The following is a 12,728-nucleotide window of genomic DNA, read 5'->3' as shown; positions in this document are numbered from 1 at the left end:
AGATTTGTTTCACTCAGAAACAAATAAACAGCCAATATCAATTGGCTGCTCCAAGCTTGATAAATTCATTTACTTTTCATGCTGATCGCAATAGTAATGTATTGCTTCTTTAAAGAACGCTGCTAGTCCTTGTTGGTATTTGTCTATATTTTTCGTGAATCGTGGGTCATCGACATATAAATTTCCTAGACCGCGGAATATATCAAGTGTGCAATCATAATAATGATCAGTGATAAACTGGCGCCAATCAGCTACTGCCCGCTGTACTCCCAGGTCTTCGGGCCCGTGGTCCATTCCGTCAATGATCCGCTTATAAATTTCATCTGTCTTACTCTGGATGTTCCTCCAGTCTTCAGAAGAATAACCAGCGGTCCTCCTCTCTACTTTTTCGACAGTCTCCTTACCGTATCTTTCCTTCGCTTCCTCACTATACTTCTTCTGATGTTCTTCGATTTCTTTCATATCAAAGCCCTTGAACATATCCTTATTCTCCATTTGATAACCTCCTTCTATTGAATCAATTGTCATTTCCACTGTCCGGATGATCTCTTCAAGCCGCTTTTTTTTCATTAAAAGCAATTCTTTATGCTTTTTGAGATTTTCTTTCCGGTTGAACTCTGGCCGATCAATAATGTCTTTGATTTCATGAAGAGAAAAATCCATTTCCTTGAAAACTAAAATTTGCTGAAGGCGCTCAAGATTTTCATCTGAATAAAGTCGGTATCCAGCAGGAGACACCGCCTCCGGTTTGAGCAAACCAATACGATCATAATGATGCATAGTACGCACACTTACTCCAGTCATCTCCGCAATTTCTTTTACTTTGTACATATCTCGATCACCTCCACAATTAGAGCGTAAACTATGACGCAGCGTCAGAGTCAAATGATTTTTATTAATTCCATATTCTGAAAATTCGTGTATAATAGAGAAAACTTTTAAGGAGACATGAAAATGTACACTTTTACAAAAGATTCTGTCCCCGGTTACAAGAACCAGCCAGTTTCATTTCAGCTCATCAAACAGAATAAGCCAGCAAGTTCCTTAGCTGTCATGCTGCCTGGAAGAGGATATACAGTCCAGGGGCCGTTATTTCATTATTCGACCGGAGTTTTTTTGAACAAAGGTTTTGACGTCCTTCATGTTAACTATGATTATAATACTGTTCAATCGGAATCCTTAACCTTGGAAGAAGAAATACAGCAAATAACGGAGGATGCCAATTCAGTACTAGATCATATCCTTAAGTACCAGCCCTACGAAACTTATACTTTAATCGGAAAATCACTGGGAACCATCGCGCTATCTTCAATAGTAGACAGAATTTCATTAAAAAACGCAAAGATTATCTGGCTTACTCCGCTTCTGCAATTGGATTATGTTATGGATAAGATGCTTTCATCATCACAAAATGGTCTTTGCATAATTGGTGATGAAGATCCATGTTTTATATCTGAAAAATTTGAGAAACTTAAAGAAAAGGAAAATATGCAGACACTTTTACAGCCTGGAACAGAGCACAGTCTCAACTATGCAGATCGGCCAGTTGATTCGATTGATGTACTGAAAAAGGTAATAACTGAAATTAGCAACTTTTAATGTAATGGGGGATAAGCATGAACAAGCTGGAGAAATACTACAAGAAAATTGCAAATCTCCCTTTAAAAGAAAGTTATAGTCGAAGCGAAATATTAACTTCGGATTTTATGATGGCCAAGGAAAATAACATTGAAATTTACTATTGCACACATAACGAATATATCAATAAAAAGGCCAGGGTGTTTATAATAGGAATTACACCCGGGTTTCAACAAATGAGTAAATCGATTGCGGTTGCCCGAAAATGTTTAGAGGAAAACCTTTCAATTGATGAGGTATCTTATATTTGTAAGAGTGAGGCAAGGTTTTTTGGGATACTTCGCAGTAACATCATTCAAATGCTCAATGATTTAGACCTGAACAACGAGTTGGATTTGGAATGCTGCGAGGAGCTTTTTAACGATAAAGATTACCTGCTTCATACTACTTCTCTCATCCCATATGCTGTCTTTATCAATGGAAAGAACTATACTGGACACAGCCCGAAAATCATGAAGAATAAATTATTGACTTCTTTTCTGGTAGAATACTTTATACCACAGGCTACCGTACTTCGAAATGCATTGATTGTCCCGCTTGGTAAAGGCGTCGAGGAAATCATATCCGAATATACGCGAGCAGGCATAATCAACGAAAATAATGTCTTGTTCGGATTCCCACATCCTTCAGGTGCGAATGGCCATCGCCTTCACCAATTTAACAGTAATAAAGAAAAAATGAAGAGAAAGATTAATGATTTTTTCTAAGAAAGATAAAAGACCAATGATTCTGGTCTTTTAAACTTACTCAAATGGAATTTCTTCTTGATATGCTTTTTTATATTTGTTCAGCATTTCTTCTTTATGTGCTTCACTTTCGATCATAATGTTTCCGTAAACCGGAACAACTGTATGCCAGTTTTGTTCCCCATTCATCCTGGATATAAATAAGTAGCTTTCTCCTTCTTTGAGCAGCTGATCATTTTCCACCAGTATCAGGTTCTTTCCTTCATAACCCCCTTGCTGGTTGACTGTTACCTCACCTTGCAATTCACCCTTGATATTCTCGGCAACCTCCACTTTGAACTGTGTTTCAAGCATTCCATATTCATCTGAAGTTCCTGACATGTTTACGACTTTTCCAACGAACACATTGTCAGCCCATCCGACAAGCCTCTGAGGGTCAGTAACATCAAAAGCATGACTGGTTTGTACCGTTTGAATCACCGGATTTTCAGGAGGTTGATTTGGAAGCAATCCAGGACCGGCGATTCCCAAGGCAATAATCGCAGCAAGGCTGGGAGCTGCAAAGGCGAGCCATTTCTTTTTATTGCTTTTTCCTTTCTCCGTTTTTGCCTTTTCAATCCCTATTCTGCTCCGGTCACTCAATTCTTTTGGTATTTCAATTTTATTCATTTCTTTTTGGATTTTATTGCTCATTTGCCTCATCTCCCTCCAAATCTTTGCGAAGCTTTCCCAATCCTCGGTACAATATTGTCTTTGCTGTACCTAGTGGTATATTCAATGTTTCTGAAACTTCTTTTAAAGTCATTCCTTGATAAAATCTAAGAAGGATTACACTTTTTTCTTCTTCCCGCAGTTCTTCAATCAATCCCTTTAATGTAATTTCGGATGTTAAATCTTCATCAACTGCTCCGGAAATAAATTCATCAAAATCGGGCTTCAGCGGCACAACTTTTTTTCTTTTTCTAAGAATGTCGAGAGAACAGCTGATGGCTATTCTCATCAACCATGTTTTAAAGTATTTAGGCTCTTTCAGTTCTTGAATGGACTTGAATGACTTGTATGCTGTTTCCTGTACCACATCCAAGGCATCATTCTGGTTTTTCACATATATAAATGCCATTCTGTAAAGATCCTGCTCATATTGCTGAAATAGCTCCAGAAATGCTTTGTCATTCCCCTTCTGTGCTTTTTTAATTAATTTCAACAACAGGTGCACCCCCTTGTGCTTGTTCTTATTCATTAGACGGAAGTTTCGCCGGTTTGGCTTTATATTCCTTTGAAAATAAAGAACTTTTTTTATATACAAAAAACATCCTGCAATAAGCAAGATGTTACCCTAGGTAATCGTATAGCTTTTCCACACATCTGGCAGAAGAGACTGATATTTATGCTGTAAGTACCGATCATCTATCAACAAAATCGTGCCTGTATCTTTTTCTGACCGTATGAGTCTCCCGCCAGCCTGAAGCACTTTATTCATGCCCGGATAAACATAGGCGTAATCATATCCATTTTTGCCTGTAGAGGAAAAATGCTTCTTGATTAAGTCCCGTTCAAAGCCTATCTGGGGCAGTCCAACACCCACGACAATTACGCCATTCAGTCGGTCACCCTTTAAATCCACTCCTTCTGAGAAAATGCCTCCCAGGACGGCGAAACCTACTAAGGAACCTGATCCATCTGCTTTAAAGGATTCCAGAAACGCTTCACGTTCGGCATCTGCCATTCCTATACCCTGTACAATTGTAGGAATGCCGTGATTGCCAAGATTCCATTCTTCCAATACCGAATTAAGATATTGGTAGGATGGAAAGAAGATTAAATAGTTGCCTGGGCTACTCTGAATTGTCTCAGACAGTGTTTTGACTATTGGCTTAATCGAGTTTTCTCTATCTTTGTATCTTGTCGATAAGGACTGAATCATTACATTGGATTGTTCACTTGAAAACGGGGAAGGAATACGGAGAACATAATCATCTTCGTCTCCACCCAACATATCCATGTAATAACCAATTGGACTCAAAGTCGCCGAAAAGTAGATAAGGGACTTAAAGTTTTTACCTGCATGTTTGATTAGATATGAAGGATCAAGGCAAAATTGCTTTAATTTAACTTCATTCCTTTGAACCTCTGCATATAGAATGAATCGTTCGTCAAATAGCTTGCTGATTCTTTGCCAGTTCTGCGCAGCGAAATAGGTTTCCAGCAAAAGCTCAGAATCCCCTGGTCTCTCTCTTAGCAATTCTTTTTCAGCATGGTCAATAAATTCCAACACTAACTGATTAAACTCCCCAAGTGGTTCCTCGAACTCAATCGTTTTAGACAGCTCACCCTGCTTTCTGATTTTGATAAAGAAGTCATTTAACTGCTTGCAAATTCCATGAATATCTTTGTTTCTCCCTTTATACTCCCTTTTAAGCTGCAAAAATGGCGCCTTTTCCAAAGTGGAGGAAAACATTCCCCTTCCTCTGTCAACCAGGTTGTGGGCCTCATCAACAAGAAGCACAGTTTCCTTTTTATGATCATCAAATAAACGCTTTAAAGATACTTTTGGGTCAAATATATAATTATAATCACAAATGACTGTATCAGCTGCATATGCAAGGTCCAGAGAGTATTCGAAAGGGCAAACCCTATGTTTGAGGGCGTATTTTTCAATACAAAGCCTGTCTAAAGAGTTTTCATTATGTAAAATATCGAGTATCGCTTCGTTTATTCTGTCATAATAGCCGTCCGCAAACTCACAATGCTCCTTGTTGCATATACCTTGTTCAGTAAAGCAGACCTTGTCCTTTGCCGTTATGGTCACTACATTCATATGAAGGCCTTTGGCGGACAGTTGACTGAAGGCTTCCTCTGCTGTTTGTCTTGTCGTTGTTTTGGCAGTCAAGTAAAAAAGCTTTTTCAGGTGGTTCTCGCCTACAGCTTTGACGGACGGAAAGATTGTGGATATTGTCTTACCGATGCCTGTAGGAGCACTAGCGAAAATAGTCTTTTCTTCATGGATTGTTTTATACACCGAACCAGCAAGCTGCCGCTGTCCCTTACGGTATTGAGTAAAAGGAAATTCCAGGTCTTTTATGCTCTGGTTCCTTTTCAATTCATGCTCTAAACGCAATTTCGCATAAGGAGCAAATACAGAAACCATATTCAATAAGGTTTCCTTTAGCTCACTATATGTCCGGGTTCTTATGAATCTTTTCTTTTCACCTGAAGATTTCTGTACATAAGTAAGCTGGATATCGATAAAATCAAGTTCATGTTCCTGCATGTACATATAGGCATAGCATTCTGCCTGGGCCCAATGAGCAAGATTAGTATCCTCATCGATAAGGTCAAGGCTTAAAGATGTTGACTTTATTTCATCAATGGCAGTACGTCCGCTATTTAAAAGAAGTCCGTCACAACGTCCTTCTATAATAAAACAAAGACCTTCATACTCTATTTTTGTCTTTAAAAAAACTTCACTTTGATCTTGTTCGTTATATGTATTCTGGACTTCCCGATGGATTCGTGAGCCTTCGGTAAAAGATGAAGCAGTCCTGAACCCAGATACGATACTCCCACTTCTATGTACATACTCAGCCAAAGTTCTTACCGGTATCTTGATTTGATTCTTCATCCACTCACCTGGCCCATAAGATAAATTCTTATTTTAATTATAGTACATACGTTCTGATACATCCAATAAAAATAAAAAATCCGCCCCAGTGAATCCTGGAACGGATTGATATCTTTTACCAGTGGCGTGTATTTTCAAGTAAACGGTCAATTTCAATTTGGTTCAGTGTATAACCTAGATGATCAGTTTCAGCAATATCCGTTGTCTCATCCAAGAGCTCGTCAATATCCATGCTAATTGTTCCCATACCGAACCTCCTCATATATTTCAACTGGACAGAATGTATTTCCGGCTTCGTGAAAATAGTTCGTATATTATATGAGGGTTCTGGGGGTAATTTAACATCACGAAAATTTTCCCAAGTTGTTGTTAATTTGATATCTATTCTTTAAGACGTTTTACAAAAGGGAATACGAAGGACATAAGAATCACTTTTTATGGGATCATATACAGTTCTTGTCATCTATAATTTTGCTTTAAAAACAAAAAGGCCTAATTAGGCCTTTTTGTTAGCTGCTCATGCTGGAGGTAAAATTGGCGGCATGCCCGCTACTAATACACCTAGTGCCATAGCACTTGTCATTAATGCTGTTAACATCTTTTTCATACGAATTTCCTCCTTAATTGATTTTTTCTATATATTTTACTGCTTGGTCAAATCTTCCCATCTGTCGATAGTGATTTGATAGCATTTTGTAAAACCAAATTAATTCTTCACTTTTACCATCGCTTTCTTCAAGAAATGGTATTACTTTGGTTTCTGAGTAGTCTAACGATTTTTCTGGAGAGTCCAAAGTCATTAAATAATAATTTGCTAACATTCTATACTTTCGGTTTTCTAGATTCTTAGATAATTGGTATACTTCCTCAAAGGATTCCCTTGCTTTTTCTTCATTTTGCAGCTCGTATTGGATTTCTCCAATTGAATAAAGAGTAATGAGATAGTGTTGTGTTCCTTTTGTTTGTAAAGATAAGCTTTTCTCAAAAAAGAAAATGGCTTCTCGATAGTTCTTAAGCTTTTTTTGAAGGTAACCCATATTGTGATATATTTCAGGTAATAATTTTTTTTCCTGTAAAATTTCTGCGTTTCTGATGAGATTTTTATAGCAGTCCTGGGCTTCTTCATAGATCTTAGAATTAGTATAGTTGATTCCAAGCAACATCAACACATGTAGGATTCTTTTAAAATTGTGTTGTTCCATAAATTCTTGCAGTGCCATCTTCCCATAATAAATGGCATAACCTAAATCTTCCGGAGAAGTTTTAGCCAAAGCACGATGATATAGTAATTCTCCATCGGGTATGTCGAACTTTGATCCCCTGCCTATGGTGTCTAGGATCTCATCTGCTTTCTTATATATTCTCTTCTTTAATAACATTACAGCATGAAGATAGGAAAATAAAGCCATTTGAGGTTGGGAAAATATTTTCTTTTGTTTCTTTAATAATTCATATTGTTCTTGGGCTTCGGTAAATTTGTGTTTGAAAATTAAATACCTAAATTTGGTAAGTTCATATGTATGTAGATTTGTAGTAAAAGGAATAATCCCTTCAAATTCTTTTAGCATTTCCATTGCTGTATCTGCTTCTTCATCTTGGATAAAGTCGATTTTTTCATTAAGTTCTTTAATAAGCTGCTTAATCTGTCCTTCATTTTCCGTGATGGATGAAAGGTTGACACCAAGTCTCTCGAGCAATAGGCCCATTGTTTCTTCATTGGCTTCCTTCGAATTGCTTTCAATTTTGCTTAAATGGGGAACTGAACATATGCCATTAGCCAGTTCCTTTTGTGTCAAACCTTGCTGAATCCTATAAAATTTAATGAGTGGTCCGAATTGCATACGTTCACCTACCGTTTTCTTTTAATCTACCATCTTTTCTAACATTTTAAACAGACCAAAAGGACTATTTTTTAAAAATTCTATATTTTATAAATTATTTCTTCATATATTACTACAAATCATGAAATAAAGCCACCCGGATCAATCAACCCGGATGGCTGGCATAGTTGTCAGTTTTTATTATCTTACACGTGGGAAACCGAAACCAGATGCATAATCGTCTCCCGTTGCAGCTCCTGTTCCACCTTTGATGTCATAAAGCTTCGCACGTCTTTGGATTTCAGAACGAAGCTGAGAGTTGCTCCAAGTCTTATTCGCAGACCATAATTTGGCTGCAAGGCCTGAAATGTGTGGCGTTGCCATTGATGTACCGCTCATAGTTGCATAGTTTCCATCTACAGCTGTTGAATAGATACCGCCGCCTGGTGCTGCAACTTCAACATCCTTTTCCTGAATGTAGTAGTCACCGTCAGTATATGGGTTACCACGAGACGAGAAGTCAGATACTTTATATGTTCCATTTACGAATGCATTATCCAGTGATGCTACCGCGATCGCATTTGTTAAGGCGCCAGGATATCCAATCGTGTTGGCGCTTGGGCCACTGTTACCTGCAGCAGCTACAACTAATGCACCTCTGCTGTATGCATAGTCAACAGCACTTGCAATCATTGAATCCTTTCCGCTTGATCCTAATGACATAGAGATGACGACTTTGGTTCCTGTACGAACACCTTCATCTGCAGCATGGCGGATTGCACCCGCGATATCATCTGAATATCCAGAACCATTATCCCCTAATACCTTGTAGCCCCAAAGTTCTGCTTCTGGCGCTACTCCGTACACTCCTGCTCCATCATATCCACCATTGGCAACTGCTGTTCCCGCAACATGTGTGCCATGGCCTTGACGGTCAGTACATGATCCATTGACCATTGAAGAATACGATTGGGTGAAATCCTTACATTGTTCAACATTGTCAGTCAAATCAATGTGGTTTCGGTTAATACCTGTATCAAGGACAGCTACCTTGATTCCATTACCGCCACTCGTAGATTGGATGTAATTATCATTATAGATTGCTTGAATGCCCCAAGGAGTTTGGTCAGAAGGATAAGATGCCTGGACAGTATAATCACCCTTGCCTTTTCCCTTATCATTGCCATTCCCTTCGACACGAGCGTCAATTGTGTGGATCCCAACCTGAGAGACATCAATATTTTTGTTCTTTAACAATGCCTGATATTGCTTGCTGTTTACTTCTGCTGTAAATCCTTGATTACCAAAGTCCCATCGCTTGCCATATTGTTCTTTCACTTTTTCTTTTTCTGCACTCGGACCCTTAATTAAAACTCGATAAGTATCCTGGCTTTCTTGCACTCCTGCACCAAAAGCCCCTGTCGCAAACATTGAAACACCCATTGCTAAACTAAGTACTGCAGATCCGAGTATTCTCTTCTTCTTCATTCTTTTGCTCCTCTCACCTTTGAAAATTTTACAGCTTGCCGGCTGCAGGATTAAGTATATTTTAAATTTTCAGCCAATATCAACTGTTAACCGAGCCTTTCTGTTTGGGAAAAATGATATACAAAAACACAGTATTGGCGCTGATTTGGAAGTACATTACCATTTTCATTACCAATTAAAAAACAAGCTTCCTCCTTGATAGTTGATTTCTGATCAACTGGTTTCTTCCTTATATGCACTTAAATATTTGGCGGTATACGATAACAAAATGGCAAAAGAGAACTGGTAAAATATGCTCCAATCATATTGGGAAAACGCTTGCTTATAGAATACATTTATAGAAAAAAAAGACCCATAAAACACACTCCAATTCCTCTCTTTTCTCTTTACTAAATAAAAAACACTCCGATATTTAATCGAAGTGTTCATTCTATATTGCTTTGTTAAATGCTTTACTTAGGCTATTTAGGAACGGTACATCCGGGATTGTTTTTGAATTATTAAGATAAAAGGCATGATTTGGCTTAATCCCAATTATACATGGCTGAAGCCCCATTAACTGCAGTTCCTTAACAAGTGAAACGAATGCTTCTACTCCTTCGTTTGTTAAATCTCCAACACCATTAAAATCGAAAAGTATTTCTAGATAGCCCCCTTGCTGGGATTTATCCAATACCCTTTTTTCATTTTGGTTGATCAGTTCATCATCCAAACTCCCAAAAAGCGGCACCAATGCCGCGCTTTTTGTTAACTTAATGAATGGGCAGGAAAGACTTTTAATCTCAAAAAGTGTTTTTTCAACCAGCTCTTTTTTTCAAGAAGCTCAATATTCGTTTCGGCCAGACGTTTGCGATGTTTCTGAACAATACTTTCTAACTCAGCAAGTCGATGATCCTTTTCAATACAAATGACATGGCCATTGTCTCCATTCCAATTAACACTTATGTCAAACAGGGCATAAGGGGATTCTTTTGTTTTCATAATCAATTCGCCTTCTGCCCTGCTTTCCTTTTTTCCCAATATGGTTTTTGTTTTGCCATGGCTTTCCCAATCCACTAGGTCAAGAAACTTATCACCTATTGAAAAAATCTCTGAGCCTATTTGGGAAAATTCAAGGATATTATAGTCACGGTCTAATAAAAAGTAAGGTTGCGGTGAATATTTAAGATCCGACATTCGATTTCACTCCATGCTGATGGCGGCCAAGCCAATCATTTACGTCTCCAAGGTTCTTCAGGAAAAGTGTCCGTTCAGAACCATAACGTTCAAATTCATACTGACTTAACAGTCGCCCTCCAACGATAACGGCTGGGTAGTTCGGAAGCTCTTCTAACTCTTTAATATATGGACGAAGGTTTTCTGCGTGGTACAGGATTGAAAACGACAGGCATATAGCATCCGGTTTCCACTCCTCAGCTGCTTTTTTGACATATTCCAGAGGAAGGTTCGGACCATGGAATTTTGTTTCCCAACCATATTCACTAAATAGCTGGCTAGCCATTTTCAAACCAAGAAAATGCTGTTCATTTTCAACACAAAGAAACATCGCTTTTTTCCCAATTGGGGATATTTGCTTGTCTTTTCCATTTTGCCAATTGTACCGCGCCAATACATAATCACAAGTCGAAGTTGCTAAATGTTCATCGGCGACTGTGATTTTGTTAGTTTCCCATAAGTGACCGATATGCCTCATTGCAGGAGTAATAAGGTTTTCATAAATATACAAACTGTCTTTCGAGGCCTTGCTCTCATCTTCTATCAGTTCCCAGGAGGCATCCTGATCGCCTTCGAGCAACAGCTGGGCAAGCTCTATAGCCTTCTCCATTGTCACCTCACCTCATTCTGTTGTTGTTTTCGCATTAGTTGATAATGAGTCCATCGCGCTTTCAAGCATGTTGATAAATACTCTCGAAAGTTTATCATCATCCGACCTTTCAAAAGCCTTCTTCAATCTTTGAAAATTATCAATAAGATGCTCTGTCTTCATTCCTCTGGAGGTAAGGATCCCATTTAGCCAATGGGCATAATCTACGAAGTATTTTTCCTCATCCATGGCAGCTGCTGTTTGAAGATACTTTATATGATGCTCATTATCCTCTTTGCATTTTTGCCTACCGCGCTCCCCATACTTTTCGAGCAGGATGGGATAATCTTTGTAGATTCCGTCGGTAACCTCTTCTATTATAACGTCAATCTTTGCGTGATTCATTCAGCTACCACCTTGTATCGCCCAACAGTTGGGCGGATTGATGCGAGTTCCTGGTCTGGATATTTTTTTCAAGTTCATGGACTTTCTTATATGCGTCACTCGTAATGTATTTTAAGTAATTTTCCTTTGAATCCCAGCAAATCTGAACGGTCAATTCTGATGATTTTTGTTCATTTTGAAGCAAATGAAAGGAAATGAATCCTTCAAACTCATCTACCAATCTAGATCTCTTTTGATAGATGCCAATCACTTCATCAACCTTGCCTTCTGGTATGTTCACAGTTGAATGAACGATATACATACTTCATTTCCCCCTAGTTCCTTTTAAGACATAGTGCAATTATACATTTCTAAGAGTATCCATTCAAATTAACTACTTTCACAGTAGAAATAGTATTTCACTATTAAAAAAGACTTGTATTTTTCTAACATTTAAAATAATATACTTAAAAGCTTTGAAAGGGAGAAAATGGTATGATTAGAAAACTAAAAGCAAATGATAACAAAAAGGTTATGGACTTTTTAAAAGGTGAAGCTGCATTCAACCTCTTCATAATTGGTGATATTGAGGCGTTCGGATATGATTCTGATTTCCAGGAGCTGTGGGGTTTTTTTGGAGAAGATCATGGTTTATCAGCAGTGTTGCTTCGGTTCCACAACTCTTTCATTCCTTATGCTAAAACTGGCACAGTACCCGTGAAAGAATTTTCCGAGATTATTAAGTCATACCCTGATAAAATTTTCTTGTCTGGAAAAAGTGATTTGGTTGAAGAATTCGAGAATATCCATGGGATCGAACTTGGCAAAAAGCAAGTGACCTATTTCGCTGCATGTAATACTGATGAATACCTTGAACAGACAGACTGTGAAATTAATAAAGCAAATAATAAAGATGTGGACAGAATAATCGAATTAAGAGCTGGGATTGAAGAATTTCATCCTAATCCAAATGCGCGCAAAATATTACTGCAATCTATGGAATCAGGTACCGGGAGAACCTATTACCTTAAGCATAATGGACAGATGGTTGCCACGGCCTCCACGGCTGCGGAAAATTCAATGTCTGCTATGATTGTTGGGGTATGTACTCATAACGATTATCGACGAAGAGGACTTGCAACCGCTGTGATGAAAAAACTTTTCAAAGACGTCATGAATGAAGGAAAGTTATTATGCCTCTTCTATGACAATCCAGAGGCAGGCCGGATTTATAAGCGGCTGGGTTTCGTGGATATCGGCATGTGGACCATGTATAGGTAAAAAAT

The 12,728-nt window shown here is 38.3% G+C and carries 15 protein-coding genes; 3 read left to right on the top strand and 12 right to left on the bottom strand.

From position 1 onward, the window contains the following. Window positions 1-69 precede the first annotated feature (69 nt). Entirely contained in the window at window positions 70-831 is a 762-nt protein-coding gene (locus ACH0QE_RS03930; protein ID WP_415799387.1) for a MerR family transcriptional regulator, read from the bottom strand. Window positions 832-954: 123 nt separating this feature from the next. Here ACH0QE_RS03930 and ACH0QE_RS03925 point away from each other — a divergent pair, with 123 nt between their 5' ends. Continuing rightward, window positions 955-1,599, top strand: coding sequence for an alpha/beta hydrolase (locus ACH0QE_RS03925; protein ID WP_415799386.1), 645 nt, complete (start codon window positions 955-957; stop codon window positions 1,597-1,599). Window positions 1,600-1,616: 17 nt separating this feature from the next. Beyond that, complete coding sequence (locus ACH0QE_RS03920) at window positions 1,617-2,345, top strand: uracil-DNA glycosylase family protein (protein WP_415799385.1); 729 nt, start codon at window positions 1,617-1,619, stop codon at window positions 2,343-2,345. Between the two features lie 36 nt (window positions 2,346-2,381). Here ACH0QE_RS03920 and ACH0QE_RS03915 read toward each other — a convergent pair whose 3' ends face one another. From ACH0QE_RS03915 to ACH0QE_RS03865, 11 genes are all read right to left on the bottom strand, one after another. Next, a complete protein-coding gene (locus tag ACH0QE_RS03915; RefSeq protein ID WP_415799384.1) occupies window positions 2,382-3,017 on the bottom strand; it encodes a hypothetical protein in 636 nt (211 codons plus the stop codon). Then, complete coding sequence (locus ACH0QE_RS03910) at window positions 3,007-3,531, bottom strand: sigma-70 family RNA polymerase sigma factor (RefSeq protein ID WP_415799383.1); 525 nt, start codon at window positions 3,529-3,531, stop codon at window positions 3,007-3,009. The genes ACH0QE_RS03915 and ACH0QE_RS03910 overlap by 11 nt, the downstream gene beginning before the upstream one ends. Before the next feature lie 129 nt (window positions 3,532-3,660). Next, window positions 3,661-5,946: an ATP-dependent DNA helicase gene (locus ACH0QE_RS03905; protein WP_415799382.1), complete on the bottom strand. Its 2,286-nt coding sequence runs from the start codon at window positions 5,944-5,946 to the stop codon at window positions 3,661-3,663. Window positions 5,947-6,061: 115 nt separating this feature from the next. Next, window positions 6,062-6,193 carry a hypothetical protein gene (locus ACH0QE_RS03900; RefSeq protein ID WP_415799381.1) on the bottom strand — a complete coding sequence of 44 codons (132 nt, stop codon included), beginning with the start codon at window positions 6,191-6,193 and terminating at the stop codon, window positions 6,062-6,064. A gap of 373 nt (window positions 6,194-6,566) precedes the next feature. Then, window positions 6,567-7,787, bottom strand: a complete 1,221-nt coding sequence (locus tag ACH0QE_RS03895) for a tetratricopeptide repeat protein (protein WP_415799380.1) — start codon at window positions 7,785-7,787, stop codon at window positions 6,567-6,569. Between the two features lie 180 nt (window positions 7,788-7,967). Beyond that, a complete protein-coding gene (locus tag ACH0QE_RS03890; RefSeq protein ID WP_415799379.1) occupies window positions 7,968-9,254 on the bottom strand; it encodes a S8 family peptidase in 1,287 nt (428 codons plus the stop codon). A gap of 430 nt (window positions 9,255-9,684) precedes the next feature. Beyond that, window positions 9,685-9,987 (bottom strand): STAS domain-containing protein, encoded by a 303-nt coding sequence (locus tag ACH0QE_RS03885; RefSeq protein WP_415799378.1) that lies wholly within the window; start codon window positions 9,985-9,987, stop codon window positions 9,685-9,687. A gap of 14 nt (window positions 9,988-10,001) precedes the next feature. Then, window positions 10,002-10,430: a hypothetical protein gene (locus ACH0QE_RS03880; protein ID WP_415799377.1), complete on the bottom strand. Its 429-nt coding sequence runs from the start codon at window positions 10,428-10,430 to the stop codon at window positions 10,002-10,004. Then, window positions 10,417-11,079 carry a cobalamin B12-binding domain-containing protein gene (locus tag ACH0QE_RS03875; RefSeq protein WP_415799376.1) on the bottom strand — a complete coding sequence of 221 codons (663 nt, stop codon included), beginning with the start codon at window positions 11,077-11,079 and terminating at the stop codon, window positions 10,417-10,419. The genes ACH0QE_RS03880 and ACH0QE_RS03875 overlap by 14 nt, the downstream gene beginning before the upstream one ends. A 12-nt stretch (window positions 11,080-11,091) precedes the next feature. Next, complete coding sequence (locus ACH0QE_RS03870) at window positions 11,092-11,463, bottom strand: hypothetical protein (protein WP_415799375.1); 372 nt, start codon at window positions 11,461-11,463, stop codon at window positions 11,092-11,094. 4 nt (window positions 11,464-11,467) lie between these two features. Next, the gene (locus ACH0QE_RS03865; protein ID WP_415799374.1) at window positions 11,468-11,764 is read right to left on the bottom strand and encodes an antibiotic biosynthesis monooxygenase family protein; all 297 of its coding nucleotides are present in this window, start codon (window positions 11,762-11,764) and stop codon (window positions 11,468-11,470) included. A gap of 173 nt (window positions 11,765-11,937) precedes the next feature. Here ACH0QE_RS03865 and ACH0QE_RS03860 point away from each other — a divergent pair, with 173 nt between their 5' ends. Beyond that, entirely contained in the window at window positions 11,938-12,723 is a 786-nt protein-coding gene (locus tag ACH0QE_RS03860) for a GNAT family N-acetyltransferase (protein ID WP_415799373.1), read from the top strand. Window positions 12,724-12,728: the final 5 nt, after the last annotated feature.

The organism is Mesobacillus sp. (genome assembly GCF_047739415.1).
Lineage (GTDB): Bacteria > Bacillota > Bacilli > Bacillales > Cytobacillaceae > Mesobacillus.
The sequence above is the reverse complement of the archived record's forward strand: the minus strand, read 5'-3'. Positions and strand labels throughout refer to the sequence as shown.

Bases quoted from the DNA above. Each gene is read 5' to 3' on its own strand.
- ACH0QE_RS03865 (WP_415799374.1), bottom strand. From the start codon at position 11,764: ATGTATATCGTTCATTCAACTGTGAACATACCAGAAGGCAAGGTTGAT.
- ACH0QE_RS03870 (WP_415799375.1), bottom strand. From the start codon at position 11,463: ATGAATCACGCAAAGATTGACGTTATAATAGAAGAGGTTACCGACGGA.
- ACH0QE_RS03890 (WP_415799379.1), bottom strand. From the start codon at position 9,254: ATGAAGAAGAAGAGAATACTCGGATCTGCAGTACTTAGTTTAGCAATG.
- ACH0QE_RS03895 (WP_415799380.1), bottom strand. From the start codon at position 7,787: ATGCAATTCGGACCACTCATTAAATTTTATAGGATTCAGCAAGGTTTG.
- ACH0QE_RS03905 (WP_415799382.1), bottom strand. From the start codon at position 5,946: ATGAAGAATCAAATCAAGATACCGGTAAGAACTTTGGCTGAGTATGTA.
- ACH0QE_RS03860 (WP_415799373.1), top strand. From the start codon at position 11,938: ATGATTAGAAAACTAAAAGCAAATGATAACAAAAAGGTTATGGACTTT.
- ACH0QE_RS03930 (WP_415799387.1), bottom strand. From the start codon at position 831: ATGTACAAAGTAAAAGAAATTGCGGAGATGACTGGAGTAAGTGTGCGT.
- ACH0QE_RS03925 (WP_415799386.1), top strand. From the start codon at position 955: ATGTACACTTTTACAAAAGATTCTGTCCCCGGTTACAAGAACCAGCCA.
- ACH0QE_RS03900 (WP_415799381.1), bottom strand. From the start codon at position 6,193: ATGGGAACAATTAGCATGGATATTGACGAGCTCTTGGATGAGACAACG.
- ACH0QE_RS03915 (WP_415799384.1), bottom strand. From the start codon at position 3,017: ATGAGCAATAAAATCCAAAAAGAAATGAATAAAATTGAAATACCAAAA.
- ACH0QE_RS03920 (WP_415799385.1), top strand. From the start codon at position 1,617: ATGAACAAGCTGGAGAAATACTACAAGAAAATTGCAAATCTCCCTTTA.
- ACH0QE_RS03875 (WP_415799376.1), bottom strand. From the start codon at position 11,079: ATGGAGAAGGCTATAGAGCTTGCCCAGCTGTTGCTCGAAGGCGATCAG.
- ACH0QE_RS03880 (WP_415799377.1), bottom strand. From the start codon at position 10,430: ATGTCGGATCTTAAATATTCACCGCAACCTTACTTTTTATTAGACCGT.